This window comes from Streptomyces sp. NPDC003720, from assembly GCF_042875075.1.
Taxonomy (GTDB): Bacteria; Actinomycetota; Actinomycetes; order Streptomycetales; family Streptomycetaceae; genus Streptomyces.
Genome location: NZ_JBIANZ010000016.1, coordinates 83,200 through 109,490 on the forward strand (window position 1 = coordinate 83,200; position 26,291 = coordinate 109,490).

Consider the following 26,291-nt stretch of genomic DNA (forward strand, 5'->3'; position numbering starts at 1 on the left):
GCCGGCCGGTGCCCGGCGCACCCGATTCAGCCGTACCGCTCCATCAGCCCGCCCACGTACGCCGCCAGCCGCTCGCCCAGCACCCCGGGCGTCAGATCGGTGCGGCCCAGCTCGCGCCAGGGCCCGGCCAGCTTGGCCGCGTCGGGGGGGTAGGCCAGCGCGTCGAGCAGCCGCCAGTACAGGTGGTCCGGCCCGTCCGCCAGACCGTGACCGCCGTGCCGCTCGTACCGGTCCCGGAAGGCCAGCCCGCACTCGGGGCCGTGCAGCAGGGCCAGCGCAGTCGAGCAGTGGGCGACGTCCAGGTCGGCCGGACCCCAGGAGGTCTCCACCCAGTCGACGACCCCGCTCACCCGGAGCCCGTCCCCGGCCCCCGTGAACAGCACGTTGCCGGGATGGTAGTCCCGGTGCAGGAACCGGCCGCGGAACGGCGGCGGATCGCGCCGGATCACGTCCACCGCCCGCTCCCACAGCGCGCCCCCCGGCGTGCGCACCCTCTCCGGCGAGGTCCACGCCTGGTACGGGCGGGGGAGCTCCGCCGGCTCGACCGCGTGGATGCGGACCAGCTGGGCCGCGAGCAGGTCCAGCCGCCGGTCCAGGAACTCCCCGTCCTCGTCGTCCATCCGCACCAGACCCGGCATCCGGGTCATCAGCAGACTGGGGTGGTCGCAGTGCTCCGCGGTGGCGTCGACGGCGACCAGCGCCGGGGCCGGAACGCCCTCCTGCCCGGCGAGCAGACCGAGCACCGCCGCCTCCCGGGACAGCAGGCCCGGGGCGTGCCGCCGGAAGAACGGCCGCACGAACGTGCGCAGCACCAGCTCCTCCCCGTCGTCCAGCGTGAGCCCCCGCATCTGCGCGGACCAGCCCCCGGACAGCGGACGGGAGCCCACGACCCCGCGGCCCCCCGGCAGCCGTCCGGCCACCCAGCGCCGGGTCGCCGCCCAGGCGCCGTCCTCGACACCGCCCAGCAGCGCGGCCGCCAGGGCCCGCCGGTCTTCGGCGTGGTCCTGGAACCACAGACCCAACCGGTGCCCGGCGTCCGGCAGTTCGAGCCGGGTGAACTGGGCGCGCGCGGACAGCGCGTCCTGCACCGCCTCCGTCACCTCCGGCGGGATCACGTCGTCCGTGCCCGGCACCGCGAGCACCGCCCGCCCCTCGAACGCGCGCAGCGCCTCCAGCGCCCGTGAGGTCCGCCAGCTCCCGGGCGTACGGATGATCGTGCTGAACCGCCGGTCGCCGCTGCCGAAGGGCTCGTCCCAGGCCTCCGGCGCGTACACGGCGGGCGCGCACAGGCCCACCGCCACCACCCGGCGCCCGTAGTGCCGGACCAGGTCCGCGACCGTCTGCCCGCTCATGCTGAACCCGACCAGCACCAGCGGATCGTCCGCCGGGGCGTGCGCGTCGATCACCCCGACCGCCTGCGCGAACCGCCGCCGCAGGCTCGACTCCGCGAGCGCGCCGCTGCTCCCGCCGTGCCCGGAGAAGTCGAAGGCCAGCGCGTGGGCGCCCTGTCCGGCGAACTCGGCGAGCAGCGGCAGCAGGCGCTCCTTGCTGCCGTTCCCCGCGCCGTGCAGGAGCACGGCCGTCGCCCGTCCGGGCGGACCGGCGCTCACCCCGCTGATCCGCTCGCCGTCGTGCCCGCGCACGAAGTCCTCGTACTCGCTCGTGAACAGCGGGAGTTCGCCCATACGTGCCATTCACTCACGAGCGGCGGACCGCGCGGAAAACGGGGTGCGGACAGGCGATCCGCCTCCCTACTCTGAACAAACGGCGCGAAGCCGACACCCCGCCCTCGCTCACCTCATGGAGGAGGTCCGTCATGCGTGGCATCGTCAGCGCCGGGACCGTCGTCCTGGTGATCCTCGGATTCGGCAACCACACCTGGTGGCTCGCCGCCGGCGCGCTGCTGTACCTGTACGCGAAGTACGGCCGGGGCGCGCCCGCCGCACCGCCGTCCGGCGGCGCGGGCCCGGTGCCCGACTCCTACCGGGCGTACCGGGAACGCCGGGACCGCCAGGCCAAGTGGGAGCGCCGCTACCGCCGCGAGCGCCCCTTCGAGACCCGGCGCCAGGCGCGCGAGAAGAGCAGGTGAGCACAGGCGCCCCCGGTCGTCGCTGACCTGGGGCACCTCGCTCCCGTCCGTCACAGACCGGGGGCGCCCCACACCGGGAACCACCGGCCGAGATCCGGCTCGATCCGCAGATCGCTGCCGAGCGCCGCCTTCACCCGCAGCTCCAGCGCGCTGTCCCGGCGTTCGGCGCCGCCGGGGAGCGGGGCGAAGGGGAAGAAGGTGCCCCGCTTGTACAGGTAGACGAGGGCCAGCCGGCGGCCGGCGTCGTCGGTGAAGGCTGCCAGTGAGCACAGGAGCTGGGGGCCGAAGCCGTTGGCCTCCAGGGAGGTGTTCACCGCGTGCAGGTCGTTGACCAGCTCGATGAGCTGCTCGGGGGGACGGCGGGAGATCAGCCAGGAGTAGCCGTAGCCGTCCTGGGTGAGTTCCACCGGGTTCCCCGCCCGGTCGGCGTCCGCGTCGAGCAGCGCCTGGATCTCGCGGTGCGTCTGCTCGAAGGCCGCGCCCTCGACCGTGGCGAAGCACACCGCGCCGACGCCGGCCGGGCTGAAGCCGGCCGCCGCCTCCAGCGTGATCGCGGCCGAGGGCAGCGCGAACAACTGGTCCAAGTCCGGCGCGACCGGCTTCGTACGGCCGAGCAGGATGTCCAGCAGCCCCATGCTCAGCCCGCCTTGCCCGGAGTGGCCGCCTCACCGAGCTCGGCGGAGATCCGCCCGAGCTGGTCGAGCCGCTGCTGCAGCGTCGGGTGGGTGGAGAAGAACCGCTCGATGCCGGGCTCCCTGCCGGTCGCCGGGGTGAAGTAGAAGGCGTTGAAGGCCTGGGCCGTGCGCAGGTCCTCGGTCGGGATCCGGGCGATGTCCCCGGACACCTTGGTGAGGGCAGACGCCAGCGCCGAGGGCCGGCCGGTCAGGTGCGCGGCGGCCCGGTCGGCCGCCAGCTCCCGGTACCGGGACAGCGCCCGGATCAGCAGGAAGCTGATCGCGTACACGGCCGCGGAGACGGCCATCACGGCGGCGAAGACGGCGGCCGTGTTCTGGTCCCTGCGGCCGCCGCCGAGGACCTGGGAGTAGAACGCGAACCGCACGACCAGTCCGGCGATCACGCCGAGGAACGACGCGATGGTGATCACGGCGACGTCCTTGTGCGCCACGTGCGACAGCTCGTGCGCCAGCACGCCCTCCAGCTCGGCGGGCTCCAGCCGGCGCAGCAGCCCGGTCGTCACGCAGACCACGGCGTGGTCGGGGCTGCGCCCGGTCGCGAACGCGTTCGGCATGCCCATCTCGGAGACGGCGATCACCGGTTTCGGCAAGTCCGCGATCGCGCACAGCCGGTCGACCACGGCGTGCAGTTCGGGATACTCCTCCCGCTCCACGACCCGCCCGCGCATGGCGAACATCGCGATCCGGTCGGAGAACCAGAACTGCGCGACGAACATCGCCCCGACCACCACGACGACCAGCAGCCAGGACTTGAGCAACACGATCAACGCGGCGACGAAGGCCACGTACAGCAGTCCGAGCAGGAACAGCGTGACCGACATCCGTACGGTCAGCCGCCGATCGCTCCGGAAGCGGCTCTGCATCTTGCACCACCCCAGGGTCAGGCACTCGTCCCGCTGTCCAGTGTGCACCTGCGGGTACCCCTGCGGGGGACTGCGGACGGGCCGTTCACGCGGAGTGACGGACTAGTACGGCGAGTGCAGCTGGGCGTAGCCGAGCAGGACTATCACCGCGGCGACGCAGCCGAGGACCACGACCGTCGATATCCACGAGGACCGGCGGGGCGCCGAGCGCTCCGGGTCGGCGCGGAAGGGCGCCGGGTCCGGCGGGTTCTCCTTCCAGCGGGCGGCGAGCATCCGGGCGCGGGCCGAAGGCTCTTTGTGCTCAGCCGAGTTCGCCCACCTGTGATCGAACTCTTTCTCCCAGTCGTCCTGTTCGGACATCCCCGTTCAACCTCTCTCGTCGGACAGAGCCAGGGCGATGATCTCCCGAGAGTAGGAGCCATGGGAAGCCGCAAAGGTTGCCCAGGATGCTGGGTGACCACCGGACGGCTAGCATCGACATGAGAAGCCGCACTGCGGGGTGCTTCATGGTGACGCCCTGCCACGACATTCGTGCGGCCCCCCTACGACCGCGCCGGACTCTCGCTCCGAGACCGCGGCCATCCGACTCGTGCCCGGAAAGCCGCACGAGGGGTGGAAGGAAGGTGGATCCATGAAAGCACATCGCGCGAGGCGTCTCGCCGCAGTGTCCGCCGTCGGCGTCCTGATGGCCGGCGGAGCCGTCGTCACCTCGGCGGCCGGCGCATCGGCAGCCACCCCGAACCACGTCACGCAGGTCAGCACCAACCGGGGCTGCGGCTGGTGGGGCAACTGCTTCGACCGCTTCGACCGGGGCGACTTCTTCCGCAACAACTTCAACAACGGCGGAGTACCGGTCGTCATCGTCGTGGTGAGCTGACGGACGCACGACGCAGGGCCGCCACCCGGACACGCTCCGGGTGGCGGCCCTCCACAGTCCGGCGCGGGAGTCCCACCTCGGGCGGGGCGCCTCGCGAGGCCGCCGGCCCTGGGCCCGCCAGACCAGCACGAGACCGGCCGGCAAGGGCAGGCTCTGACCCCGAGTAAGCCGTAGGCCGTGCTCCCCGGGGTAGGGAAGCACGGCCTACGGCTCACAGACGGCCCAGGTCAGCGCGGGAAGCCACTCTGACCTGGGGCGCTGTCACACGTCGAAGTAGAGCTCGAACTCGTGCGGGTGCGGACGCAGCTGCAGCGGGGCGATCTCGTTGGTGCGCTTGTAGTCGATCCACGTCTCGATCAGGTCCGGCGTGAAGACGTCGCCCTGGAGGAGGAACTCGTGGTCGGCCTCGAGGCGGTCGAGGACGGCGCCGAGCGAGGTCGGGACCTGGGCCACGTTGGCGTGCTCCTCGGGAGCCAGCTCGTAGAGGTCCTTGTCGATCGGCTCGGCCGGCTCGATCTTGTTCTTGATGCCGTCCAGGCCCGCGAGCAGCAGCGCGGAGAACGCCAGGTACGGGTTGCCGGAGGAGTCCGGGGCACGGAACTCGACGCGCTTGGCCTTCGGGTTCGAGCCGGTGATCGGGATGCGCATCGCGGCGGAGCGGTTGCGCTGCGAGTACACCAGGTTGATCGGCGCCTCGAAGCCCGGCACCAGGCGGTGGTAGGAGTTCACCGTCGGGTTGGTGAAGGCCAGCAGCGACGGGGCGTGCTTGAGGATGCCGCCGATGTAGTAGCGGGCGGTGTCGGACAGGCCCGCGTAGCCCGCCTCGTCGTAGAACAGCGGGTCGCCGTTGCTCCACAGCGACTGGTGCACGTGCATGCCCGAGCCGTTGTCACCGAAGATCGGCTTCGGCATGAAGGTCGCCGTCTTGCCGTTCTTCCACGCCACGTTCTTCACGATGTACTTGAAGAGCATGAGGTCGTCGGCGGCGGCGAGCAGCGTGTTGAACTTGTAGTTGATCTCGGCCTGGCCGGCGGTGCCCACCTCGTGGTGCTGGCGCTCGACCTTCAGGCCGGACCGCTCCAGCTCCAGGGAGATCTCGGCGCGCAGGTCGGCGAAGTGGTCGACCGGCGGGACCGGGAAGTAGCCGCCCTTGTAGCGGACCTTGTAACCACGGTTGTTCTCCAGGGCGCCGGTGTTCCAGGCACCCGCCTCGGAGTCGATGTGGTAGAAGGACTCGTTCGCGCCCGTCGCGAAGCGGACGGAGTCGAAGACGTAGAACTCGGCCTCGGGACCGAAGTACGCGGTGTCCGCGATACCGGTCGAGGCGAGGTAGGCCTCGGCCTTCTTCGCCACGTTGCGCGGGTCACGGGAGTACTGCTCGCCGGTGATCGGGTCGTGGATGAAGAAGTTGATGTTGAGCGTCTTGTCCCGGCGGAACGGGTCCACGCGCGCGGTCGACAGGTCGGGGCGCAGGGACATGTCCGACTCGTGGATGGCCTGGAAGCCGCGGATCGACGACCCGTCGAAGGCCTGCTCGTCGTCGGGGTCGAACGCCTCGGCGGGCAACGTGAAGTGCTGCATGACGCCCGGCAGGTCGCAGAAACGGACGTCGATGAACTTGACGTCCTCGTCCGCGATGAACTTCTTGGCCTCGTCGGCGTTCTGGAACATCCAGCTCCTCCTACTCCCGACCATCCCGCCGGGGTGGTAGATCGTTCGTGCGGCCAGTGCGGTGGCACACGCTGCCCTCGACCCTAGGGACGGGTGATTTCTCGGGCGTGACCCGTTTGTTTCGCAGAAGTTAACCGCCTACCCCACCACCCTAGCCCCGACACACCCCTGTGCGCCGTGCCCGAACCGGGGCGCAGTACCGTGGACGGGTGGACAACAGGCAAGCAATGGGATCGTGGCTCTCCGGGCCGCGCGCGGCGCTGGAAGACGCCGGCGCCGACTTCGGATACCGGGGCGAGCAGCTCGGTCTGCCCGAGGAGGGGCCGAACTCGATCGCCCGGCCCGGCAGGCGCCTGGGCGCGCTGGCCGTCGACTGGGGTCTGTGCGTCCTGATCGCATACGCCCTCATCACGCACGGCAACAGCCCGGCGACCAGCAACTGGGCCCTGCTCGTCTTCTTCGCCATGAGCGTCCTGACCGTCGGCACCATCGGCTTCACCCCCGGCAAGCGCCTCTTCGGCATCCGGGTCGTGGCCCTGGAGACCGGCACCGTGAACCCAGGGCGCGCGCTGCTGCGCTCCGTTCTGCTGTGCCTCGCGATCCCGGCGCTGATCTGGGACCGGGACGGCCGCGGCCTGCACGACCGGCTCGCGAAGACCGTCGAGGTCCGCCGGTAGCGCCCGCGACCCCATGACGAAGGGGGCCGCCCGGACCAGGTCCGGGCGGCCCCCTTGCTCGTACGAGGCGTTCTAGCGGGCCTTCGGGCCGCCCCGCGGCATCCGCATGCCCTTGGGCATCGGGCCCTTCGGCAGCGGCATGTTGGTCATCAGGTCGCCGAGGGCGCGCAGCCGGTCGTTGGTGGCGGTGACCTGCGGGCCGGTCAGCACGCGCGGGTACTTCAGCATGGTCGTGCGCAGCTTCTTCAGCTCGACCTGGCCCTCGCCGGTGCCGACGATCACGTCGTGCACCGGGACGTCCGCGACGATGCGGTTCATCTTCTTCTTCTCGGCGGCCAGCAGGCTCTTCACGCGGTTCGGGTTGCCCTCCGCGACCAGCACGATGCCCGCCTTGCCGACCGCCCGGTGCACCACGTCCTGGCTGCGGTTCATCGCCACCGCCGGAGTCGTGGTCCAGCCCCGGCCGATGTTGTCCAGCACGGCCGCGGCGGCGCCCGGCTGGCCCTCCATCTGCCCGAAGGCGGCCCGCTCGGCCCGGCGGCCGAACACGATCGCCGTGGCCAGGACGCCCAGCAGCAGGCCCAGGATGCCCAGGTAGTACGGGTGGCCGATCAAGAAACCGATCGCGAGGAAGACACCGAAGGTGCCGATACCGACAGCCGCGAGTACAAGACCGAGTTTCTTGTCGGCCTTGCGGGTCATCTTGTACGTGAGGGCGATCTGCTTCAGTCGCCCTGCGTTCGCGGCGTCCGCCGCGTTTTCCTTCCTCGCCATGCCACGAAGTCTACGTGGCCGCGGGAGCGCCCACGACGGCAGTGCCCGCGGGGGAGGAGGTTCAGGAGCGGTCGGCGGCCCGCTCGAGCACGAGCTGCGCCTCGAACCGGTCCTTGGCGCGGCGGCGGTCCTCCAGGACGGAGTTCCAGGCGTTGCGGCGGGCGGTGCGCTGCCCACCGCTCATGAGCAGGGACTCGACGGCGCGGAGCGCGTCGGTGAAGGACGGGATGGGTGTGGCGCGAACGGGCGCGGCCTGCATGATCGGGTCCCCTTCGTCACTGTCGGGATACGGGGCGTGATACCAGAGTCACTGAATGGTGTTACCAGGGCGTGACCGGCCGGTCAAACGCCCGTGAAGCCTCGATGTGGAACCCGGGAACGCCGACGCGGCCCCGGTAGCGCCCTCATCAGCGAGGACGGCCGGGACCGCGTCGACTCGGCCATTACTGGCCGGTAGTAACTTGTGCGTGACTTCACACGCTCGGCTCACACGGCCTGGACGGCGATGTAGGAGCCCCGCTTCTCGACGGCCATCTGGTAAAGGCGTCCCGCACGGTACGAGGACCGCACCAGCGGGCCGGACATCACACCGGAGAAGCCGATCTGCTCGGCCTCCTCCTTCAGCTCGACGAACTCGTGCGGCTTCACCCAGCGCTCCACCGGGTGGTGGCGCACGGACGGACGCAGGTACTGCGTGATGGTGACCAGCTCGCAGCCGGCGTCGTGCAGCTGCTTCAGCGCCTCGCTGACCTCCTCGCGGGTCTCGCCCATGCCGAGGATCAGGTTGGACTTGGTCACCAGGCCGAAGTCGCGGGCCTCGGTGATGACCTTCAGGGAGCGCTCGTAGCGGAAGCCGGGGCGGATGCGCTTGAAGATCCGCGGCACCGTCTCGACGTTGTGCGCGAACACCTCGGGCCGGGACTCGAAGACCTCGGCGAGCTGCTCCGGGACCGCGTTGAAGTCGGGGGCGAGCAGTTCGACCTTGGTCCGGCCGGCCTCGCGCTCCGCCGTCTGCGCGTGGATCTGGCGCACGGTCTCCGCGTACAGCCAGGCGCCGCCGTCCTCCAGGTCGTCGCGGGCGACGCCGGTGATGGTGGCGTAGTTCAGGTCCATGGTGACCACGGACTCGCCCACGCGGCGGGGTTCGTCGCGGTCCAGCGCCTCGGGCTTGCCGGTGTCGATCTGACAGAAGTCGCAGCGCCGGGTGCACTGGTCGCCGCCGATGAGGAAGGTCGCCTCGCGGTCCTCCCAGCACTCGTAGATGTTCGGGCAGCCGGCTTCCTGGCAGACCGTGTGCAGGCCCTCGCTCTTCACGAGGTTCTGCATCTTCGTGTACTCGGGACCCATTTTCGCCCGGGTCTTGATCCACTCGGGCTTGCGCTCGATGGGGGTCTGGCTGTTGCGGACCTCCAGGCGCAGCATCTTGCGTCCGTCGGGTGCGACTGCGGACACGACCGGCTCCCTGTGACTTCGATTCCTCGGCGTACACCAGGGTACGCCCGTATTTACTGAGCCCTGCCGCCGAGGCCGACCCCGGGGCCGCAGGGCGCGTGAGCGGGTCAGGCGGACGCCTTCTCCACGACGCGCGGCTTGAGGTCCGCGTTCTGCAGCACGTCCCGCAGGTGCCGCTCGACCACCGGCAGGACGTCCTTCACGGTGATGTCCCGGCCCAGCTCGGCGGCGAGCGACGCCACGCCGGCGTCCCGGATGCCGCACGGGATGATCCGGTCGAACCACTTGTTGTCGGGGTTCACGTTGAGCGCGAACCCGTGCATCGTGACGCCCTTGGCCACGCGGATGCCGATGGCGGCGATCTTGCGGTCCTCGCGGCGCTGGCCGGCGTTGGAGGGGGCGTACTCGGGGCCGTTCAGCCGGGGGTCGAACTCCTCGTCCGTCAGGCGCGGGTCGAAGTCGAGGGAGAGCCCTCCGAGCGCCGGCCGCCGCTCGACCGGGTCGCCCAGCACCCACACCCCGCTGCGGCCCTCGACCCGGGTGGTCTCCAGGCCGAACTCGGCGCAGGTGCGGATCAGGGCCTCCTCGAGGCGGCGCACATGGGCGACCACGTCCACCGGGCGGGGCAGCTTCTGGATCGGGTAGCCCACGAGCTGGCCCGGCCCGTGCCAGGTGATCTTGCCACCGCGGTCCACGTCGACGACCGGGGTGCCGTCGAGCGGGCGCTCGCTCTCCTCGGTGCGGCGGCCCGCCGTGTAGACCGGGGGGTGCTCCAGCAGGATGACCGTGTCCGGGATCTCGTCGGCGAACCGGGCCGCGTGCACCCGGCGCTGCTCGTCCCACGCCTCCTGGTACTCGACGGCGTCCGCACCGAACCCCATGCGGACGAACCGCAACTCACTCACGGCAAGCGCCTCCCTCAGCGAACCGGTGTCAGGCGCGTGACGCGCCCACGCCACTGTACGACCGTCCGGCGTACGTCAGCCCTGCGGGCAATCCTCACACGATCGGATGAATGAACGGGGATCTATGCGATCGTCTGCTCACTCTCCGCTACATTCGCGCCGTCCATGAGGCCATAAGGGCTGCTCACCGGCAATCCGGGCACGACAGCAGAGCCGTAAGGCAGGAGAACGCACCGCAGATGACGGACCGACCCGCGCAGCGCACCCCCAACCGACAGCTCGCCGCGCTCATCGCAGAAGCGGGGTTCTCCAACGCGGGTCTCGCCCGTCGCGTCGACCAGCTCGGCCTGGAGCACGGCCTGGACCTCCGATACGACAAGACCTCGGTCACCCGCTGGCTGCGCGGCCAGCAGCCCAGAGGGACGACGCCGGCGCTGATCGCCGAGGTGTTCACCCGCCGGCTCGGACGCCGGCTCACCGCCCAGGATCTCGGTCTGGACGCGTGCGCGCCGGTGTACGCCGGGCTCGAGTTCGCGTCCACCCCGGAGGAGGCCGTGGACATCGTCAGCGGGCTGTGGCGCAAGGACTCCGGCAGCCACGCCGAGCTGCGCAAGATCGCCTTCACCCCGGCCGGTCTGGTCGTGCCCAGCAGGGACTGGCTGATCGGCAAGGCCGACGACCGGGTGGCCCGCGATGCGGTGGCCCGGGTGCCCGCCCAGGGCCGCCCGGCCGCCGTCCGGAGCCGGCTGGAGGCCGTGACCGCCCCGGCCCGGCCCGGCGGCCGGGCCGAGCGGGCGCCGGGCCAGCGGGTCACCGGCGGGGACATCGCCGCGCTGCGCTCGGTGGGCGAGCTGTTCCGCACCCTCGACGACGCCTACGGCGGCGGCCACGCCCGGCAGGCCCTGGTGCGCTACCTGGAGCACGAGTGCGAGCCGCTGCTGCGCGGCGCCTACGACGAGCAGACCGGGCGGCGCCTGTTCGCCGCGGCCGCCGACCTGACCCGGCTCGCCGGCTGGACCTCGTACGACATCGCCGCGCACGGACTCGCCCAGCGCTACTTCGTGCAGGCCCTGCGGCTCGCCCAGGCGGCCGGCGACCGGTCCTACGGCGCCTATGTGCTGGTCACCATGAGCCGCCAGGCCGTCTACCTCGGGCACGGCAGGGAGGCCGTGCAGCTCGCGCGGGTGGCCCAGCAGGGCGTGGGGACCGGCGCCCCGCCGGTCGTGCAGGCGCTGCTGCACTGCGCCGAGGCCCGCGCGCACGGGGTGCTGGGCGAGGTCAGGGCGTGCACCGGCGCGCTGGTGCGGGCCGAGCGCGCCCTGGAGGCGGCTCGGCCCGGGGACGAGGTGCCGTACTGGGCCCGGTTCTTCGACGAGGCGCAGCTCGCGGACGAGTTCGGGCACTGCCACCGCGATCTCCAGCAGTTCAGGGCGGCGGCGCAGCACGCCGAGCGCTCCCTGCAGCTGCGCGCGCCCGCGTACGCCCGCAGCCGCCTGTTCTGCCGGGTCGTCCTCGCCACCGCCCGGCTCGGCCTCGGCGAGCTGGACCAGGCGTGCGCGCTGGCGGCGGAGGCCGCCGGCCAGGCGGCCCAGATGCGGTCCGTGCGGGCCGTCGAGTACGTCAGGGACTTCGAGCGGCGCCTGGAGCCGTACCGGGACGCGGCGCCCGTGCGGGGCTACCGCGAGAAGGTGGCCGCGCTCGGCTAGCCCGGGTCCGCGACGCGATCTCGCGGACGCGAAGCCACGCCCGCGACGCGACCTCGCGGACGCGGCCCGTCCCGGCGGATCACGCGGACGGGCCCCGGCCGCGGCGGGTCAGGCGGCGCTCGGCAGGGTGGGCGCGGGGTCCGACCGGTGCATCGACCCCGTCGCCCCCAGGTCCGCGAGGACGGCCGCGGCCGCCCGGTGGGCCGAGTGCAGGGCGCCCTGGACGGTGCTGGTGTCGCGGTGGTCGCCGCAGACGTACAGGCCGGCCAGCAGCCGCACCGGGCGGCGCAGGTCGTGCGGCGGGCGCATGGCGGGCACCGCTTCCGGGGTGTGGTGCACGGCCAGCGTCTCCCAGCGCCGGGTCGAGGTGCCGTAGAGCCGGGACAGGTGGATGCGCACGGCCGTGTCGACGCCGTCGGGCGGGGCGCCCAGCACGGTCGAGGAGATCAGCACGCGCCCCGCCGGCGCCCGGCCCGGGTCGACGTTGCTCAGCACCGCCGTGTGCGCGACCGGTCCGCCGCGGTCGGCGTCCAGCAGCAGCGAGGTGCCGGCGGCGAAGGCCGGCGCCGGGTCGTCGGTGGTGTGGTGCAGGACCGTCACCGGGTGGAAGTCCGGCACCCTCAGGCCCGGCAGCAGCTGCGCCGCGGCCCGCGCGTCGGTCGCCACCAGCACCGCGCGGCAGCGGACCTCGCCGTGTTCGGCGGTGGTCACCGAGGTCGTGGACACCGAGGTGACCCGCACCCCGGTGCGCACGGTGCCGGGCGGCAGCGTCCGGGCCAGCAGCTCGGGCAGCGCCTCGGCGCCGCCCTCCGGCACGCACAGCCGGCCGCTCGCGAAGGCGTGCAGCGCCAGGTCCGCGCACCGGCTGGACGTGGACAGCTCCGGATCGCACAGCAGCGCGGCGAGCAGCGGGCGCAGGAAGCCCTCGACGGTGCGCGCCGGCACCCCCCGGGCCGCGAGCGCCTGCGCCGCGGGAAGTTCGGGCCGGGACAGCAGGCGCTCGACCGGGGTGGTGGCGATCCGGCCCAGCGCGGTGCCGAGCCGGGCCTGGTCGACCGCGCCGCCGACCGGCGCGCCGGTCCGGCCCGGCGGGGCCGCCGGACCACGAGGGGCGCTCGCGAGGGCGCGCACCACATGAAGTGCGCCCCTTGCGCTCCCCGTGACCGCCGGTGCGCCCGCGCGGTGCGTGCGCCCGTCGCGATGCAGCAGCACGCCCGGCGCGAACCGGCGCAGGGCGAGCGCGCCCAGCCCCGGCGTCAGCCGGAGTTCGGGATACGACGTGGACAGCAGCTGTCCTATGCGGTCGAGCCGGAAGCCGTCGACCTTCTCGGTCGACATGCGGCCGCCCGCACACGGGGCGGCCTCCAGGACTGCGGTGGTTACTCCTGCGCTGGTGAGCCGGTGAGCCGCCGAGAGTCCGGCGATCCCGGCTCCCACGATGACGACGTCCACCTGGTACGCGGGCTCAAGCACGAGGCCCCTCCTGTGGTTGCGCGGCCGGTGGAGACGTCATGCCCCCAACTGGCTCCGGGGATACCCGAGTTCGGCTTGAGGTTAGGTCCCTGACCGGACAGGAGTGGTCCGCGCATCGACAGGGCACGGTCGCACGGCGGTCGCATACGGTCACAAGAGAACTCAACAGATCACACGAGCCCTCACAAGCCGCCGACGGGCGCCCGGCCGGCGGTCAGGCCGCGCGGATCGCGTCCTCGATGCCCGGGAACGCGAACGTGAACCCCGACTCCAGCAGCCGCTTCGGCAGCACCCGCTGACTGCCCAGCACGTCCCCGGCCATCTCGCCCAGCGCCGCCCGCAGCACCGGCTCCGGCACCGCGAACAGCGTCGGCCGGTGCAGCACCCGGCCCATCGCCTCCGTGACCTCACGGTTCGTCAGCGGCTGCGGCGCGGTCAGGTTGTACGGCCCGGACGCGGTGCCGTCGTCGATGAGGTGCCGGATCGCGGCCACCTCGTCGTGCAGCGCGATGTACGACCAGTACTGCCGCCCGCTCCCCAGCCGGCCCCCGAGCCCCGCCTTGAACAACGGGAACAGCCGGCCCCAGGCCCCGCCGCCCCGCGCCACCACCAGACCCGTGCGCAGGAACACCGTCCGCACCCCCGCCTCCTGCACGGGCGCCGCGGCCTCCTCCCACTCCACGCACAGCGAGGGCAGGAAGCCGTCGCCCGGCGGCGCGTCCTCGTCCACCGCGCGGTCACCGGTGTCGCCGTAGATGCCCATCGCGCTGCCGCTCACATAGACCCGCGGCGGGGTGTCCAGCGAGGCCACCGCCTCCGCCAGCGCGGCCGTGCCGAGCACCCGGCTGTCCCGGATCAGCCGCTTGTACTCCGGTGTCCAGCGCCGGTCGCCGATTCCCGCCCCGGCTAGGTTGACCACCGCGTCGCAGCCCGCCAGCCCGGCCGCGTCCACCTGCTGCCGCTCCGGATCCCAGCGGACCTCGTCTCCGCCCCGGGGCGCGCGGCGGACCAGGCGCACCACCTCGTGCCCGTCGGCCGTCAGGGACCGCACCAGGGCGCTGCCGATGAGACCGGACGCACCGGCCACCGCGATTCGCGAACGTTCCATGCGCCCATCCTTCCCCGCCGCGGCCGTTCCTCCCCGGTCTGCTTAGGGTGAGCCCCATGCCGTCCATACGCATCGCCCTGCCCGCCGACGAGGAGGAACTGGCCCTCCTCGACCGGGCCGCCTGGTCCCCGCTGCACGCCGTACTGCCCGCACCGCGGCCGCCGTACCCGCCCTTCTTCGACGAGCGCCACCGGCCGGGGGACTACCTCGTCGCCGAACTGGACGGGCGCATCGCCGGGTACATCCGCCTCGTCCTGCCCACCGCGCTGGCCGCCAACGCGCACGTCCGCCAGATCCAGGGCCTGGTCGTCTCCGACGAGGCCCGCGGCAGGGGCGTCGGCGGGGCGCTGGTCCGGGCCGCCGTCGAGGAGGCGCGGGCGCGGGGCGCGCGCCGCCTCACCCTCCGCGTGCTCGGCCACAACACCCCGGCCCGGCGCCTGTACGAGTCCCAGGGCTTCGTGGTCGAGGGCGTGCTGCCCGGGGAGTGGCTGATCGAGGGCGCCTTCGTCGACGACGTGCTCATGGGCCGCGCCCTCTGAGGACCCTGCCCCTCCCGGAGTGCCACCGAAGCGCCACCGGCGTGCTCCCGGGCAGGGCGGCCCGCGCGCTACGACGTGACGAGGTGGCCGGTCCCGACCGGCGCCGTCGCCGTGGCCGCGGTCGAGGCGTCGGCCGCCACCTCGTCCGCCGTCAGCGCGTACCCCGTCTCGGCGTCCGAGGTGGACCGGGCGAAGACCATGCCGAACACCCGGCCGTCGGCGGACAGCAGCGGGCCGCCGGAGTTGCCCGGCCGGACCGTCGAGCGGATCGAGTAGATCTCCCGGGTGACCGTACGGGTGCCGTAGATGTTCTGGCCCCGCGCCCGGACCCGGTTCGCCACCGTGGCCGCCTGCAGGTCGAGGCCGCCGTCCTGCGGATAGCCCGCCACCACCGCCGGCTCGCCGCGCACCGCGCCGTGGTCGAACCGCAGCACCGGGGCGCGCAGCCGGGGCACGTACAGCACCGCCACGTCCCGGTCCGGGTCGAAGAGCACCACCCGGGCCCGGTACGCCGCACCGACCCCGCCCACCCGCACGCTCGGCCGGTCGATGCCCGCCACCACGTGCGCGTTGGTCATCACGTGCCGCGCCGAGTACACGAAGCCGCTGCCCTCCCGCCCCTCGGTGCCGGAGGCGCCCTCGATCTTCACCGAGCTGCGCCGCGCCGCGTTCGCCGCCGCGGACGTGACGCTGTCGCCGGTGGGCCGGGCCACCCGGGCCGTCGACTCGTTCTCGAAGGGGTTGAAGACCTGCGGGAAACCCGCCTCCGTCAGCGCGGCGGTGGCCCGCGAGAACCACACCGGGGTGGTCTCCGGCATCGCCTCCTGCACCGCGCCCAGCACCGCCGAGTTCCGGATCGCCGTGGTCACGGTCTGCGAGGAGGAGGCGCCCAGCACACTCGCCGCGACCCAGGCCACGATCAGCACGGCGGCCGCGTTCGCCACCGCGCCCCCCGCGCCATCCGCCACCCGCAGCGGACCCCGCCCCTCCCGGTCGAGCTGACGCCGCAGCCGCAGCGCCGGCCGGGCCGCCAGCTCGTGCCCCAATACACCCGGCACCAGCACGGTCAGCACCGCCAGCACGGTCGCCGCCGCCGACCCGCGCTCGGCGAGCCCGGTCACCCACGGCAGCGCCCACACGCCGACCGCCGCGCCGCCCACGAACCCGGCCAGGGACAGGCAACCGGCCACCAGCCCGCGCCGGTAACCGGACACCGCGTAGGCGACGGCCACCAGTGCGAGCACCAGGTCGAGCAGGTCCACGGAGCCGCCTTTCTCTCGGACCCCCTGAGATACGGGCCGGGCGGCCCCGGTGATCAGTCGCGTGCGCGAGCGGCCAACCGGACCGCCGACCGGCCACGTGTGCGTATATCCCCAGAAACGGCCTGGACAAGGACGATGGTTCCACCAGGTGGCACACCCCACATCGCGGGCACGGCGCGCCGAGCCGACAGTGGGACCATGCGCGTCCCCCGAAGAGCGCCGGGAACGCAACGACGGCGGCCCGCCCGCGTCCCCGGTGCCGTGCTGGTGCTGCTCGGCTGCCTGCCCGGCCTGATGGCCGTCGTGGCGCTCGCCCTGTGCGCCCGGGGCGTCGAGAGCGCCGCCCCGGTCCGCCTCGCCCGGCCCGGCGCCGACCCGCAGGCCCCGGCCCACCACGCCGCCCGGCCGCGCATCCTGACCCGCTCCGTCTGGCTGGACCGGGCCGCCGCCCCGGCCCGTCAGCCGCCCCCGCGCTACGACGACAAGGTGGTCGCCGTCTTCGTCCACCACACCGACTCGCCCAACGGGTACGACTGCGCCGACACGCCCCGCATCATCCGCGCCCTGTACGCCGGCCAGACCGGCAGCCGGAGCTGGGACGACATCGGCTACAACTTCCTCGTGGACCGCTGCGGCACCATCTACGAGGGCCGCGCCGGAGGCGTGGACCGGCCGGTCACCGGCGCCCACACCCAGGGCTTCAACCACCGCACCGCGGGCATCGCCGCCCTCGGCACCTTCACCGCCGGCGTGCCCGTGCCGCGGGCCATGACCGACGCGATCGCCGCCCTCGCCGCCTGGAAGCTCGGACTCGCCGACGTCGACCCGCGCGCCCGGGCCCGCCTGGTCTCCAGCAACGGACTCAGCCGCTTCAAGGCGGGCACCGCCACCACCCTGCCCGCCGTGGCCGGCCACGACGAGGGGTTCAGGACCACCTGCCCCGGCGCCGCCCTCACCGCCCGGCTGCCGGAGATCAGGCAGCGGGCCGCCCGGCTGCAGGGCAGGACGCCCACAGCGGGGCCGTAGCCGGCCCGCAGCCCGCTCCGAGCCGCGCGCCCTACCGTCCGGGGCACGGCACGGGACGCGGCGCCGGACACCGGCGCGGCACGACCGCGCCGGGCGGGGCAGGGGACGCGGCGCCGGGCACGGGCGCGGCACGACCGCGCCGGGCGGGGCAGGGGACGCGGCGCCGGGCACGGGCGCGGCACGACCGCGCCGGGCGGGGCAGGGGATGCGGTGCCGGGCACGGCGCCGGACGAGTGGAGGCGGGGACCATGAACGGCGGGCGCGGGCGGTTCACCCGGCGGGCGGGACGGACGAGGCCGGCGCGCGGACCCTGGGCGGTGGTGTGCGCGGTCGCGGCGGTGATCCTCGGCCCGGCCGCCGCCACCGCCTCCGCCCTCGACCGGGCCGACGCCGCGCCCCCGCACCACCCGCCGCCGGCCGGCACGTCCGACCGCCCGCCCGCGGACACCACCGGGAGGCGCACGGGCGCATGAAGCGGCGGTCCGGTGCCGTCCGTGCCCGGCCCGGCTACTCCCTGAAGCGCTCCCACAGCCGGGGATAGCGCTCGGCGAGCACCCGCTCGTTCTCGAAGGAGAGCGCGGTGCCCTCCGGCTCGGCCGGCGCCGGGGCGATGCCGAGGTCCGGGGCGACGGTGCCGGTGAGCTGCTCGTAGGCCTCGTCCGCCGCGTAGCCCAGCTCCTCGCCGTCCCCGTCGATCTCCTCGTCGAAGTCCTCGAGCAGGTCGGCCAGGGAGTCCGGGTCGTGCAGGGCGCCCTCGAAGACCTCCCGGCCCTGGCCGATCAGCCAGCACCGGAAGTAGTCGAACGCGTCGTCGCTGGCCCCGCCCAGCAGGACCCAGGCGGCGCCCCACAGGTCCCAGTGGTACGCCCGGTTGTACCGGGCCTCGAAGTGACGGGCGAAGTCCAGGACCAGCTCCGGGTCCAGTTGGAGCAGCCGTTCCACGAGCAGGTCCGCCTGCTCCTCCGGATCGCCCTCGGCGGCCTCGCGGGCCGCGTCGATCAGCTCCCAGAACTCCGTCTCGTCCATCACGGCACCAGCATCGGGCCTCCACCGGTGGGGCGCACGCGGAGTGTGGCGGATCGTTATGCGCCGTCCGCGCGCCCGTAGCGCGCGGCGAGCCGGACCGCGTCCGCCGCGAACCGCTCCCGCAGCCCCGCCGGCGCCAGCACCTCCGCCTCCGGACCCAGCGCCGTCAGCTGCTCGTGCGCCACCTCCTCCGACTCCACCGGCACCGTCACCGTCACCCAGCCCTCGCCGTCCGGCTCGCCCGCGCCCGCGAGCGCCTCGCGCGCGGCCACCGGGTCCACGGCGTACGGCAGCCTGCGCACGCCGCCGGGGGACAGCCGCACGACGACCTCGGCGCGCAGGATCGACCGGGCGAACCGCTCGGCCTGCCCGGCCCAGAAGGCAGCCAGATCGAAGTCCGGCACCCGGTCGAAGCGCTCGCCGAGGGCGTCGACGGCGCCGAACCGGTCGATCCGGTACGTCCGGAAGGCGCCGCCGTCGGTCACCCGCGCGCACAGGTACCAGACGCCGGCCTTCAGTACGAGCCCGTACGGCTCCAGCTCCCGCTCCACCGGCCGCTCCCCGCGCCGGTACACCGCGCGGATCCGCCGGTCGGCCCACACCGCCTCGGCGATCACCGGCAGCGGCGCGGGCGTCTCCGGCTCCTGGAACCAGGCCGGCGCGTCCAGGTGGAACCGCCGGGCGGCACTGTCCGGCGCGTCCCGCAGGGAGGGCAGCAGCGCGGCGGACACCTTCAGCCGGGCGGCGCCCGCCGCGTCCTGCAGCCCCATCTCGCGCAGCGCGCCCGGCACCCCGCTCAGGAACAGCGCCTCGGCCTCGGTGCGCGCCAGCCCCGTCAGCCGCGTCCGGTACCCGCCGACCAGCCGGTAGCCGCCGGCCCGCCCCCGGTCCGCGTACACCGGCACGCCCGCCTCCGACAGCGCCTGCGCGTCCCGGGTGACCGTCCGCTCCGACACCTCGAGCTCCCGCGCCAGCTCGGCTGCGGTCATGGAGGGCCGGGACTGGAGGAGGAGCACCATCTTGATGAGGCGGGCGGCACGCATGGCCCCATCCTGCCGGGGGCCACCGACACCGGAAGGGGTACGGCGACCGCCGTACCCCTTCCGTGGAGAAGCCGGTGACTACAGCCCGTACTTCGCCCGGGCCTCCTTCACCGCCGTCGCCTGGACCTCGCCGCGCTTGGCGAGCTGGGCGAGCGCGGCGACGACGATCGACTGGGCGTCGACGCCGAAGTGGCGGCGGGCCGCCTCACGGGTGTCGGAGAGGCCGAAGCCGTCCGCGCCCAGCGAGGACCAGTCCTGCTCCACCCACTGCGCGATCTGGTCCGGGACCTGCCGCATGTAGTCGGACACGGCCAGCACCGGGCCCTCGGCGCCCTGCAGCGCCTGCCGGACGTACGGCACCCGCTCCTCGCCGCGCAGCAGGGCCGCGTCGGCGTCGAGCGCGTCGCGGCGCAGCTCGCCCCAGGAGGTCGCGGACCACACGTCGGCGGCCACGCCCCACTCCTCGGCGAGCAGCTTCTGCGCGTCGAGGGCCCAGTGGATCGCCGTGCCCGAGCCGAGGAGCTGGATGCGCGGGGCGTTGGCCGGGACGGTCACGCCCGCGGACTCCGCCGTGTTGAAGCGGTACAGGCCCTTGACGATGCCCTCGTCGACGCCGGGCGCGGCCGGCTTGGCCGGCTGGGGCAGCGGCTCGTTGTAGACGGTGAGGTAGTAGAAGACGTTCTGGTCCTCGCCCGGCTTGGCCTCGCCGTACATCCGGCGCAGACCCTCGCGGACGATCACCGCGACCTCGTAGGCGAAGGCGGGGTCGTAGCTGAGCGCGGCCGGGTTGGTGGCGGCGATCACCGGGGAGTGGCCGTCGGCGTGCTGCAGGCCCTCGCCGGTCAGCGTCGTACGGCCCGCCGTGGCGCCGACCAGGAAGCCGCGGCCGAGCTGGTCGGCGAGCTGCCACATCTGGTCGGCGGTGCGCTGCCAGCCGAACATCGAGTAGAAGATGTAGAACGGGATCATCGCCTCGCCGTGCGTCGCGTAGGCGCTGGACGCGGCGATGAAGTCGGCCATCGAACCGGCCTCGGTGATCCCCTCGTTGAGGATCTGGCCGTTCTTGGCCTCCTTGTAGTACATGAGCTGGTCGCGGTCGACCGGCTCGTACGTCTGGCCCTTCGGCGAGTAGATGCCGAGGGACGGGAAGAGGCTCTCCATGCCGAAGGTGCGCGCCTCGTCCGGGACGATCGGCACCCAGCGCCTGCCGGTCTCCTTGTCGCGGACCAGGTCCTTGACCAGGCGGACGAACGCCATGGTGGTGGCGACGTTCTGGGAGCCGGAGCCCTTGTCGAAGGCGGCGAAGGCCTTCTCGGCGGGGGCGGGCAGCGGGGCCGGCGCGTGGACGCGGCGGGCCGGGGCCGGGCCGCCGAGGGCCGCGCGGCGCTCCTGCAGGTAGCGGACCTCGGGGGAGTCGGCGCCGGGGTGGCCGTAGGGGACGACGCCGTCGGCGAAGTCGCCGTCCTTGATCGGCAGCTCCAGCAGGTCGCGCATCGCCTTGAACTCGTCCACCGAGAGCTTCTTCATCTGGTGGTTGGCGTTCTTCGACGCGAAGCCGCTGCCCAGGGTGTGGCCCTTGACCGTCTGGGCCAGGATCACGGTCGGCGCGCCCTTGTGCTCGACGGCCGCCTTGTACGCGGCGTAGACCTTGCGGGCCTCGTGGCCGCCGCGGGACAGGTGGAAGCACTCGAGGATCTTGTCGTCGCTCAGCAGCTTCGCCATCTCCACGAGCGCCGGGTCGGCGCCGAAGAAGTCCTGGCGGATGTAGGCGGCGTCGCGGGTCTGGTACGTCTGGACCTGCGCGTCCGGCACCTGGCGCAGCCGGCGTACCAGCGCGCCCGTGGTGTCCAGGGCGAACAGCTCGTCCCAGGCCGAGCCCCAGAGCGTCTTGACGACGTTCCAGCCGGCGCCGCGGAACTGGGCCTCCAGCTCCTGCACGATCTTGAAGTTGGCGCGGACCGGGCCGTCGAGGCGCTGCAGGTTGCAGTTGATGACGAAGGTGAGGTTGTCCAGTTCCTCACGGGCGGCCAGCGCGAGCGCGGCCGTCGACTCGGGCTCGTCCATCTCGCCGTCGCCCAGGAAGGCCCAGACGTGGGAGGCGGAGACGTCCTTGACGCCGCGGTTGGTGAGGTACCGGTTGAAGCGCGCCTGGTAGATCGCGGAGAGCGGGCCGAGGCCCATCGACACCGTCGGGAACTCCCACAGCCAGGGCAGCCGGCGCGGGTGCGGGTACGAGGGCAGGCCGTTGCCGCCGGACTCCTGGCGGAAGTTGTCGAGGTGTCCCTCGTTCAGCCGGCCGTCGAGGAAGGCGCGGGCGTAGATGCCGGGGGAGGCGTGGCCCTGGATGTAGAGCTGGTCGCCGGAGCCGTCCTGCTCCTTGCCCCGGAAGAAGTGGTTGAAACCGGTCTCGTAGAGCCAGGCCGCGGAGGCGAAGGTGGCGATGTGGCCGCCGACGCCGTGCTTCGCGCCGCGGGTCACCATGGCGGCCGCGTTCCAGCGGTTCCAGGCGGTGATCCGGGCCTCCATCTCCGGGTCGCCGGGCAGGGCCGGCTCGGCGGAGGTGGGGATGGTGTTGACGTAGTCCGTCTCGAGGAGCTTCGGCAGCGCGACGCCGCCCGCCTCGGCACGCTCCAGCGTGCGCCGCATCAGGTAGGCGGCGCGGTGCGGCCCGGCCTCCCTGGCCACGGCGTCCAGGGAGGCCTGCCATTCGGCGGTCTCCTCCGGGTCGCGGTCCGGGAGCTGGTCGAGCGCGCTCGGCTGGATGGCGTTGGGGTCGGTCATGTCGCCGCCTTCCTCAGTCGAAGGGGGTTCCCTCATCGTTTAAGGGTTCGGGGTTGCCCTTGGTCTTTGGCAGGACAGGGCAGCGGACCTCGGTGGAGGTCCGCCGAGACTCTAACTCCGTGATCGATGATCGATCAAAGGTTGGAGGGGGAAAACTTCTCGATATCGAGAAAGTCGGCACGGGGTGCCTCGCGCAGGGGCACCCAGTGTCGTGATCGGTGAGGGGTTTTCGCAGGTCGGACGGCGTATGAGCGGGGGTGTGCTCGACTGGGTCAGGCGCGCGGAGCGCAGCCCAGCACGTGGGCCTTCACCAGCTCGGCGATCCGGGGATCGCGGCGCTGGAACGCCTGCACCAGCTCCTCGTGCTCCTCCGCGTAGCTCTGCTGGACCGTGCCCAGCCAGCGGATGGACAGCGCCGTGAACACCTCGATGCCCAGGCCCTCCCAGGTGTGCAGCAGCACGGAGTTGCCGGCCGCGCGCACCAGCTCCCGGTGGAAGCCGACCGTGTGGCGCACCTGGGCCGTGCCGTCGGCCGCGCGGTCGGCCTCGTACAGGGCCAGGACGTGCGGCTCCAGGGCCGAGCAGTCGCCGGCGAGGCGCTCGGCCGCCAGCTCCGCCGCGATGGCCTCCAGGCCGGCCCGGACGGGGTAGCTCTCCTCCAGGTCGGCGGCGGTGAGGTTGCGGACCCGCACGCCCTTGTTGGGGGCCGACTCGATCAGACGGAGGGACTCCAGCTCGCGCAGGGCCTCCCGCACCGGCGTCTGGCTGACCTCGAGCTCGGTGGCGATCCGCCGCTCCACGATGCGCTCGCCCGGCTGCCAGCGCCCGCTGACGATTCCCTCCACGATGTGCTCGCGGATCTGTTCGCGCAGCGAGTGGACGACGGGCGCGGTCATGGGGGCTCCTCCCAGGGGCTGACGTTTAGACAATACGGCGGGTTCGCGCCGCGCAGAGGGCGCGCGGGGTGCTTTGACGCAGGTGAGACGAGGCTTACACGGCGCGCACCCCGACAAACGCGAACACCCCGCCCGGAACGCTCCGGGCGGGGTGCCGCACTGCCGATCAGGCTGGTCAGAGGCCGAGCTCGACCTCGAACTCGCCGGCCTCCAGGATCGCCTTGACCGCCGACAGGTAGCGGGCCGCGTCGGCGCCGTCCACCAGGCGGTGGTCGTAGGAGAGGGTCAGGTACGTCATGTCGCGGACGCCGATGACCGTGCCCTCCTCGGTCTCGATGACGGCCGGACGCTTGACCGTGGCACCGATGCCGAGGATCGCGACCTGGTTCGGCGGCACGATGATCGTGTCGAACAGCGCGCCGCGCGAACCGGTGTTGGAGATGGTGAAGGTCGCGCCGGACAGCTCGTCCGGGGTGATCTTGTTGGCGCGGACCTTGCCCGCCAGGTCGGCCGTGGCCTTGGCGATGCCCGCGATGTTGAGGTCGCCGGCGCCCTTGATGACCGGGGTCATCAGGCCCTTCTCCGAGTCCACCGCGATACCGATGTTCTCGGCGTCGAAGTAGGTGATGGTGCCCTCGGCCTCGTTGATCCGGGCGTTGATGACCGGGTGGGCCTTCAGCGCCTGGGCGGCGGCCTTGACGAAGAACGGCATCGGGGAGAGCTTGACGCCCTCACGGGCGGCGAAGGAGTCCTTCGCCTTGCCGCGCAGCTTCATCAGACGGGTGACGTCGACCTCGACGACCGACGACAGCTGGGCCTGCTCGTGCAGGGCCTTGACCATGTTGTCGCCGATGACCTTGCGGATGCGGGTCATCTTGACGGTCTGGCCGCGCAGCGGGGAGACCTCGAGCGCCGGGGCCTTCTTGGCCGCGGCCGGGGCGGCGGCCGGGGCCGGCGCGGGGGCCTTGGCGGCCTCGGCGGCGGCGAGGACGTCCTGCTTGCGGATACGGCCGCCGACGCCGGTGCCCTTGACGGCGGCCAGGTCGACGCCGTTCTCGGCGGCGAGCTTGCGCACCAGCGGGGTCACGTAGGCGCCCTCGTCGGTCGCCTGGGTGGCGGTCGGCGCGGTCGGCGCGGCCGCCGGGGTGACCGGAGCCGGGGCCGGAGCGGCCGGGGCGGGGGCCGGAGCCGCCGGCTGGGCCGGAGCGGCGGGCTGGGCCGGCGCCGGAGCGGCGGCGGGCGCCGGAGCCGGGGCCGGAGCGGCGGGAGCGGCCGGGGCCGGGGCCGGGGCCGGAGCGGCCGGGGCAGCGGCGGCGGGCGCCGGGGCGGCCGGAGCCGGAGCGGCACCCGGGGCGCCGATGACGGCGAGCTTGGCGCCGACCTCGGCGGTCTCGTCCTCGTTCACCACGATCTCGAGCAGCACGCCGGAGGCGGGCGCCGGGATCTCGGTGTCGACCTTGTCCGTGGAGACCTCGAGCAGCGGCTCGTCGGCCTCGACGGAGTCGCCGACCGACTTCAGCCAGCGGGTGACGGTGCCCTCGGTGACGGACTCACCGAGCGCGGGCAGGACCACGTCGGTGCCCTCGGCGGAACCGCCGCCGGAGGCCGCCTCGGCGGTCGGGGCGGGGGCGGGGGCCGCCTGCTCGGTGGACGGGGCGGCCTGCGGAGCGGGCTCGGGCTCGGCGGCCGGAGCCGGCTCGGCGGCCGGGGCCGGAGCGGCCGCGGGGGCGCCGGAGCCGTCGTCGATGACGGCCAGCTCGGCGCCGACCTCGACGGTCTCGTCCTCGGCGACCTTGATGGAGGCCAGCACGCCGGCGGCGGGCGAGGGGATCTCGGTGTCGACCTTGTCGGTCGAGACCTCGAGCAGCGGCTCGTCGGCCTCGACGCGCTCGCCCTCGGCCTTCAGCCAGCGGGTGACAGTGCCCTCGGTGACGCTCTCACCGAGCGCCGGAAGGGTTACGGAAACCGCCATGGTTTCGGTTGCTCCTTACGAATTGCGGAAAGTCTGTGTCGTCGCGCCCGTTGACCGAAGGCTCAGTCGTGGGAGTGCAGCGGCTTGCCGGCCAGCGCCAGGTGCGCCTCGCCGAGGGCCTCGTTCTGCGTCGGGTGGGCGTGGATGAGCTGGGCGACCTCGGCCGGCAGCGCCTCCCAGTTGTAGATCAGCTGGGCCTCGCCGACCTGCTCACCCATGCGGTCGCCGACCATGTGGACGCCGACCACGGCACCGTCCTTCACCTGGACGAGCTTGATCTCGCCCGCGGTGTTGAGGATCTTGCTCTTTCCGTTGCCCGCCAGGTTGTACTTCAGAGCGACGACCTTGTCCGCGCCGTAGATCTCCTTGGCCTTGGCCTCGGTGATGCCGACGGAGGCGACCTCCGGGTGGCAGTACGTCACCCGCGGGACACCGTCGTAGTCGATCGGGACGGTCTTCAAACCGGCCAGACGCTCCGCCACCAGGATGCCCTCGGCGAAGCCGACGTGCGCGAGCTGGAGCGTCGGGACCAGGTCACCGACGGCGGAGATGGTCGGGACGTTGGTGCGCATGTACTCGTCGACCAGGACGTAGCCGCGGTCCATGGCGACGCCCTGCTCCTCGTAGCCGAGGCCCTGGGAGACCGGGCCGCGGCCGACGGCGACGAGCAGGACCTCGGCCTCGAACTCCTTGCCGTCGGCGAGGGTGACCTTCACGCCGTCCTGGGTGTACTCGGCCTTCTGGAAGAAGGTGCCGAGGTTGAACTTGATGCCGCGCTTGCGGAAGGCGCGCTCGAGCAGCTTCGAGCTGTTCTCGTCCTCGACCGGGACGAGGTGCTTCAGGCCCTCGACGACCGTGACGTCGGCGCCGAAGGACTTCCACGCCGAGGCGAACTCGACGCCGATGACACCGCCGCCCAGGATGATCGCGGACTTCGGCACGCGGTCCAGGACGAGGGCGTGGTCGGAGGAGATGATCCGGTCGCCGTCGATCTCCAGGCCCGGCAGCGACTTCGGCACGGAGCCGGTCGCCAGCAGGACGTGGCGGCCCTGGATCCGCTGGCCGTTCACGTCGACGGAGGTGGGGGAGGACAGCCGGCCCTCACCCTCGATGTACGTCACCTTGCGGGAGGCGACGAGACCCTGCAGGCCCTTGTACAGGCCGGAGATGACACCGTCCTTGTACTTGTGGACCCCGGCGATGTCGATGCCCTCGAAGGTGGCCTTGACGCCGAACTGCGCGCTCTCGCGGGCCTGGTCGGCGACCTCGCCCGCGTGCAGCAGGGCCTTGGTGGGGATGCAACCCCGGTGCAGGCAGGTGCCGCCGACCTTGTCCTTCTCGATCAGGGCGACGTCCAGGCCCAGCTGCGCCCCGCGCAGGGCCGCGGCGTAACCACCGCTACCACCGCCGAGGATCACTAGGTCGAAAACGGTGCTGGCGTCGTTCGCCACGTCAC

25 protein-coding genes are annotated in these 26,291 nt (G+C 73.1%); 7 read left to right on the top strand and 18 right to left on the bottom strand.

The genetic code is table 11. From position 1 onward, the window contains the following. Positions 1 to 26 precede the first annotated feature (26 nt). Complete coding sequence (locus tag ACFYU0_RS33725; protein ID WP_389306139.1) at positions 27 to 1,694, bottom strand: alpha/beta fold hydrolase; 1,668 nt, start codon at positions 1,692 to 1,694, stop codon at positions 27 to 29. 122 nt (positions 1,695 to 1,816) lie between these two features. Between ACFYU0_RS33725 and ACFYU0_RS33730 the strand changes: the two genes are divergently transcribed. Continuing rightward, complete coding sequence (locus tag ACFYU0_RS33730; protein WP_351670651.1) at positions 1,817 to 2,089, top strand: hypothetical protein; 273 nt, start codon at positions 1,817 to 1,819, stop codon at positions 2,087 to 2,089. A 50-nt stretch (positions 2,090 to 2,139) separates the two neighbouring features. Here ACFYU0_RS33730 and ACFYU0_RS33735 read toward each other — a convergent pair whose 3' ends face one another. From ACFYU0_RS33735 to ACFYU0_RS33745, 3 genes are all read right to left on the bottom strand, one after another. Then, entirely contained in the window at positions 2,140 to 2,724 is a 585-nt protein-coding gene (locus tag ACFYU0_RS33735) for a hypothetical protein (RefSeq protein ID WP_389306141.1), read from the bottom strand. Between the two features lie 2 nt (positions 2,725 to 2,726). After that, complete coding sequence (htpX, locus tag ACFYU0_RS33740; RefSeq protein WP_389306196.1) at positions 2,727 to 3,647, bottom strand: zinc metalloprotease HtpX; 921 nt, start codon at positions 3,645 to 3,647, stop codon at positions 2,727 to 2,729. Positions 3,648 to 3,749: 102 nt separating this feature from the next. Beyond that, positions 3,750 to 4,007, bottom strand: coding sequence for a hypothetical protein (locus ACFYU0_RS33745; RefSeq protein WP_351670657.1), 258 nt, complete (start codon positions 4,005 to 4,007; stop codon positions 3,750 to 3,752). Between the two features lie 271 nt (positions 4,008 to 4,278). Between ACFYU0_RS33745 and ACFYU0_RS33750 the strand changes: the two genes are divergently transcribed. Further along, positions 4,279 to 4,524, top strand: a complete 246-nt coding sequence (locus ACFYU0_RS33750) for a hypothetical protein (RefSeq protein WP_351670659.1) — start codon at positions 4,279 to 4,281, stop codon at positions 4,522 to 4,524. 261 nt (positions 4,525 to 4,785) lie between these two features. Here ACFYU0_RS33750 and glnA read toward each other — a convergent pair whose 3' ends face one another. Then, complete coding sequence (glnA, locus tag ACFYU0_RS33755) at positions 4,786 to 6,195, bottom strand: type I glutamate--ammonia ligase (protein WP_351670662.1); 1,410 nt, start codon at positions 6,193 to 6,195, stop codon at positions 4,786 to 4,788. Between the two features lie 209 nt (positions 6,196 to 6,404). On the opposite strand from glnA, the gene ACFYU0_RS33760 reads away from it, so the two are divergent. Beyond that, positions 6,405 to 6,872: an RDD family protein gene (locus tag ACFYU0_RS33760; protein ID WP_389306144.1), complete on the top strand. Its 468-nt coding sequence runs from the start codon at positions 6,405 to 6,407 to the stop codon at positions 6,870 to 6,872. 72 nt (positions 6,873 to 6,944) lie between these two features. On the opposite strand, the gene ACFYU0_RS33765 is transcribed toward ACFYU0_RS33760, so the two are convergent. The 4 genes from ACFYU0_RS33765 to lipB all read right to left on the bottom strand — a co-directional run bounded on the left by ACFYU0_RS33765 (position 6,945) and on the right by lipB (position 10,003). Continuing rightward, a complete protein-coding gene (locus ACFYU0_RS33765) occupies positions 6,945 to 7,646 on the bottom strand; it encodes a DUF4191 domain-containing protein (protein WP_351670668.1) in 702 nt (233 codons plus the stop codon). Positions 7,647 to 7,707: 61 nt separating this feature from the next. Beyond that, positions 7,708 to 7,905, bottom strand: coding sequence for a hypothetical protein (locus ACFYU0_RS33770; protein ID WP_351670671.1), 198 nt, complete (start codon positions 7,903 to 7,905; stop codon positions 7,708 to 7,710). Between the two features lie 227 nt (positions 7,906 to 8,132). Next, positions 8,133 to 9,098 (bottom strand): lipoyl synthase, encoded by a 966-nt coding sequence (gene lipA / locus ACFYU0_RS33775; RefSeq protein ID WP_389306146.1) that lies wholly within the window; start codon positions 9,096 to 9,098, stop codon positions 8,133 to 8,135. Positions 9,099 to 9,205: 107 nt separating this feature from the next. Continuing rightward, complete coding sequence (gene lipB / locus ACFYU0_RS33780; protein WP_389306148.1) at positions 9,206 to 10,003, bottom strand: lipoyl(octanoyl) transferase LipB; 798 nt, start codon at positions 10,001 to 10,003, stop codon at positions 9,206 to 9,208. A 239-nt stretch (positions 10,004 to 10,242) separates the two neighbouring features. Between lipB and ACFYU0_RS33785 the strand changes: the two genes are divergently transcribed. Continuing rightward, positions 10,243 to 11,709 carry a regulator gene (locus ACFYU0_RS33785; RefSeq protein ID WP_351670680.1) on the top strand — a complete coding sequence of 489 codons (1,467 nt, stop codon included), beginning with the start codon at positions 10,243 to 10,245 and terminating at the stop codon, positions 11,707 to 11,709. A 108-nt stretch (positions 11,710 to 11,817) separates the two neighbouring features. Here the strand turns inward: ACFYU0_RS33785 and ACFYU0_RS33790 are convergent, their stop codons facing one another. Continuing rightward, entirely contained in the window at positions 11,818 to 13,182 is a 1,365-nt protein-coding gene (locus tag ACFYU0_RS33790; protein WP_351670683.1) for an NAD(P)/FAD-dependent oxidoreductase, read from the bottom strand. A 214-nt stretch (positions 13,183 to 13,396) separates the two neighbouring features. Then, positions 13,397 to 14,290: a TIGR01777 family oxidoreductase gene (locus tag ACFYU0_RS33795; protein WP_351670686.1), complete on the bottom strand. Its 894-nt coding sequence runs from the start codon at positions 14,288 to 14,290 to the stop codon at positions 13,397 to 13,399. Positions 14,291 to 14,346: 56 nt separating this feature from the next. Between ACFYU0_RS33795 and ACFYU0_RS33800 the strand changes: the two genes are divergently transcribed. Next, positions 14,347 to 14,829 (top strand): GNAT family N-acetyltransferase, encoded by a 483-nt coding sequence (locus tag ACFYU0_RS33800; RefSeq protein ID WP_351670689.1) that lies wholly within the window; start codon positions 14,347 to 14,349, stop codon positions 14,827 to 14,829. A 68-nt stretch (positions 14,830 to 14,897) separates the two neighbouring features. Here ACFYU0_RS33800 and ACFYU0_RS33805 read toward each other — a convergent pair whose 3' ends face one another. Next, positions 14,898 to 16,091 (bottom strand): MarP family serine protease, encoded by a 1,194-nt coding sequence (locus tag ACFYU0_RS33805; RefSeq protein WP_389306152.1) that lies wholly within the window; start codon positions 16,089 to 16,091, stop codon positions 14,898 to 14,900. 198 nt (positions 16,092 to 16,289) lie between these two features. Here ACFYU0_RS33805 and ACFYU0_RS33810 point away from each other — a divergent pair, with 198 nt between their 5' ends. Both ACFYU0_RS33810 and ACFYU0_RS33815 read left to right on the top strand, forming a co-directional pair. After that, entirely contained in the window at positions 16,290 to 17,117 is an 828-nt protein-coding gene (locus ACFYU0_RS33810) for a peptidoglycan recognition protein (RefSeq protein WP_389306154.1), read from the top strand. Between the two features lie 248 nt (positions 17,118 to 17,365). Then, a complete protein-coding gene (locus tag ACFYU0_RS33815; protein ID WP_389306156.1) occupies positions 17,366 to 17,590 on the top strand; it encodes a hypothetical protein in 225 nt (74 codons plus the stop codon). Between the two features lie 34 nt (positions 17,591 to 17,624). Here ACFYU0_RS33815 and ACFYU0_RS33820 read toward each other — a convergent pair whose 3' ends face one another. From ACFYU0_RS33820 to lpdA, 6 genes are all read right to left on the bottom strand, one after another. Next, positions 17,625 to 18,143: a DUF4240 domain-containing protein gene (locus ACFYU0_RS33820; RefSeq protein ID WP_351670785.1), complete on the bottom strand. Its 519-nt coding sequence runs from the start codon at positions 18,141 to 18,143 to the stop codon at positions 17,625 to 17,627. A gap of 56 nt (positions 18,144 to 18,199) precedes the next feature. Next, positions 18,200 to 19,186 (bottom strand): helix-turn-helix transcriptional regulator, encoded by a 987-nt coding sequence (locus tag ACFYU0_RS33825; RefSeq protein WP_389306158.1) that lies wholly within the window; start codon positions 19,184 to 19,186, stop codon positions 18,200 to 18,202. A 78-nt stretch (positions 19,187 to 19,264) separates the two neighbouring features. Further along, positions 19,265 to 21,967, bottom strand: a complete 2,703-nt coding sequence (gene aceE / locus ACFYU0_RS33830) for a pyruvate dehydrogenase (acetyl-transferring), homodimeric type (RefSeq protein ID WP_351670701.1) — start codon at positions 21,965 to 21,967, stop codon at positions 19,265 to 19,267. Positions 21,968 to 22,239: 272 nt separating this feature from the next. Next, the gene (locus ACFYU0_RS33835) at positions 22,240 to 22,863 is read right to left on the bottom strand and encodes a GntR family transcriptional regulator (protein ID WP_351670704.1); all 624 of its coding nucleotides are present in this window, start codon (positions 22,861 to 22,863) and stop codon (positions 22,240 to 22,242) included. Between the two features lie 175 nt (positions 22,864 to 23,038). After that, positions 23,039 to 24,835: a 2-oxoglutarate dehydrogenase, E2 component, dihydrolipoamide succinyltransferase gene (gene sucB, locus ACFYU0_RS33840; protein WP_389306160.1), complete on the bottom strand. Its 1,797-nt coding sequence runs from the start codon at positions 24,833 to 24,835 to the stop codon at positions 23,039 to 23,041. Between the two features lie 62 nt (positions 24,836 to 24,897). Then, positions 24,898 to 26,286, bottom strand: a complete 1,389-nt coding sequence (lpdA, locus tag ACFYU0_RS33845; protein ID WP_174266524.1) for a dihydrolipoyl dehydrogenase — start codon at positions 26,284 to 26,286, stop codon at positions 24,898 to 24,900. Positions 26,287 to 26,291 lie beyond the last annotated feature (5 nt).

Coding starts and splice junctions, on each gene's coding strand:
- ACFYU0_RS33725 (WP_389306139.1), bottom strand. CDS start 1,694: ATGGCACGTATGGGCGAACTCCCGCTGTTCACGAGCGAGTACGAGGAC.
- ACFYU0_RS33730 (WP_351670651.1), top strand. CDS start 1,817: ATGCGTGGCATCGTCAGCGCCGGGACCGTCGTCCTGGTGATCCTCGGA.
- ACFYU0_RS33735 (WP_389306141.1), bottom strand. CDS start 2,724: ATGGGGCTGCTGGACATCCTGCTCGGCCGTACGAAGCCGGTCGCGCCG.
- htpX (WP_389306196.1), bottom strand. CDS start 3,647: ATGCAGAGCCGCTTCCGGAGCGATCGGCGGCTGACCGTACGGATGTCG.
- ACFYU0_RS33745 (WP_351670657.1), bottom strand. CDS start 4,007: ATGTCCGAACAGGACGACTGGGAGAAAGAGTTCGATCACAGGTGGGCG.
- ACFYU0_RS33750 (WP_351670659.1), top strand. CDS start 4,279: ATGAAAGCACATCGCGCGAGGCGTCTCGCCGCAGTGTCCGCCGTCGGC.
- glnA (WP_351670662.1), bottom strand. CDS start 6,195: ATGTTCCAGAACGCCGACGAGGCCAAGAAGTTCATCGCGGACGAGGAC.
- ACFYU0_RS33765 (WP_351670668.1), bottom strand. CDS start 7,646: ATGGCGAGGAAGGAAAACGCGGCGGACGCCGCGAACGCAGGGCGACTG.
- ACFYU0_RS33770 (WP_351670671.1), bottom strand. CDS start 7,905: ATGCAGGCCGCGCCCGTTCGCGCCACACCCATCCCGTCCTTCACCGAC.
- ACFYU0_RS33785 (WP_351670680.1), top strand. CDS start 10,243: ATGACGGACCGACCCGCGCAGCGCACCCCCAACCGACAGCTCGCCGCG.
- ACFYU0_RS33795 (WP_351670686.1), bottom strand. CDS start 14,290: ATGGAACGTTCGCGAATCGCGGTGGCCGGTGCGTCCGGTCTCATCGGC.
- ACFYU0_RS33800 (WP_351670689.1), top strand. CDS start 14,347: ATGCCGTCCATACGCATCGCCCTGCCCGCCGACGAGGAGGAACTGGCC.
- ACFYU0_RS33810 (WP_389306154.1), top strand. CDS start 16,290: ATGCGCGTCCCCCGAAGAGCGCCGGGAACGCAACGACGGCGGCCCGCC.
- ACFYU0_RS33815 (WP_389306156.1), top strand. CDS start 17,366: ATGAACGGCGGGCGCGGGCGGTTCACCCGGCGGGCGGGACGGACGAGG.
- ACFYU0_RS33820 (WP_351670785.1), bottom strand. CDS start 18,143: ATGGACGAGACGGAGTTCTGGGAGCTGATCGACGCGGCCCGCGAGGCC.
- ACFYU0_RS33825 (WP_389306158.1), bottom strand. CDS start 19,186: ATGCGTGCCGCCCGCCTCATCAAGATGGTGCTCCTCCTCCAGTCCCGG.
- aceE (WP_351670701.1), bottom strand. CDS start 21,967: ATGACCGACCCCAACGCCATCCAGCCGAGCGCGCTCGACCAGCTCCCG.
- ACFYU0_RS33835 (WP_351670704.1), bottom strand. CDS start 22,863: ATGACCGCGCCCGTCGTCCACTCGCTGCGCGAACAGATCCGCGAGCAC.
- sucB (WP_389306160.1), bottom strand. CDS start 24,835: ATGGCGGTTTCCGTAACCCTTCCGGCGCTCGGTGAGAGCGTCACCGAG.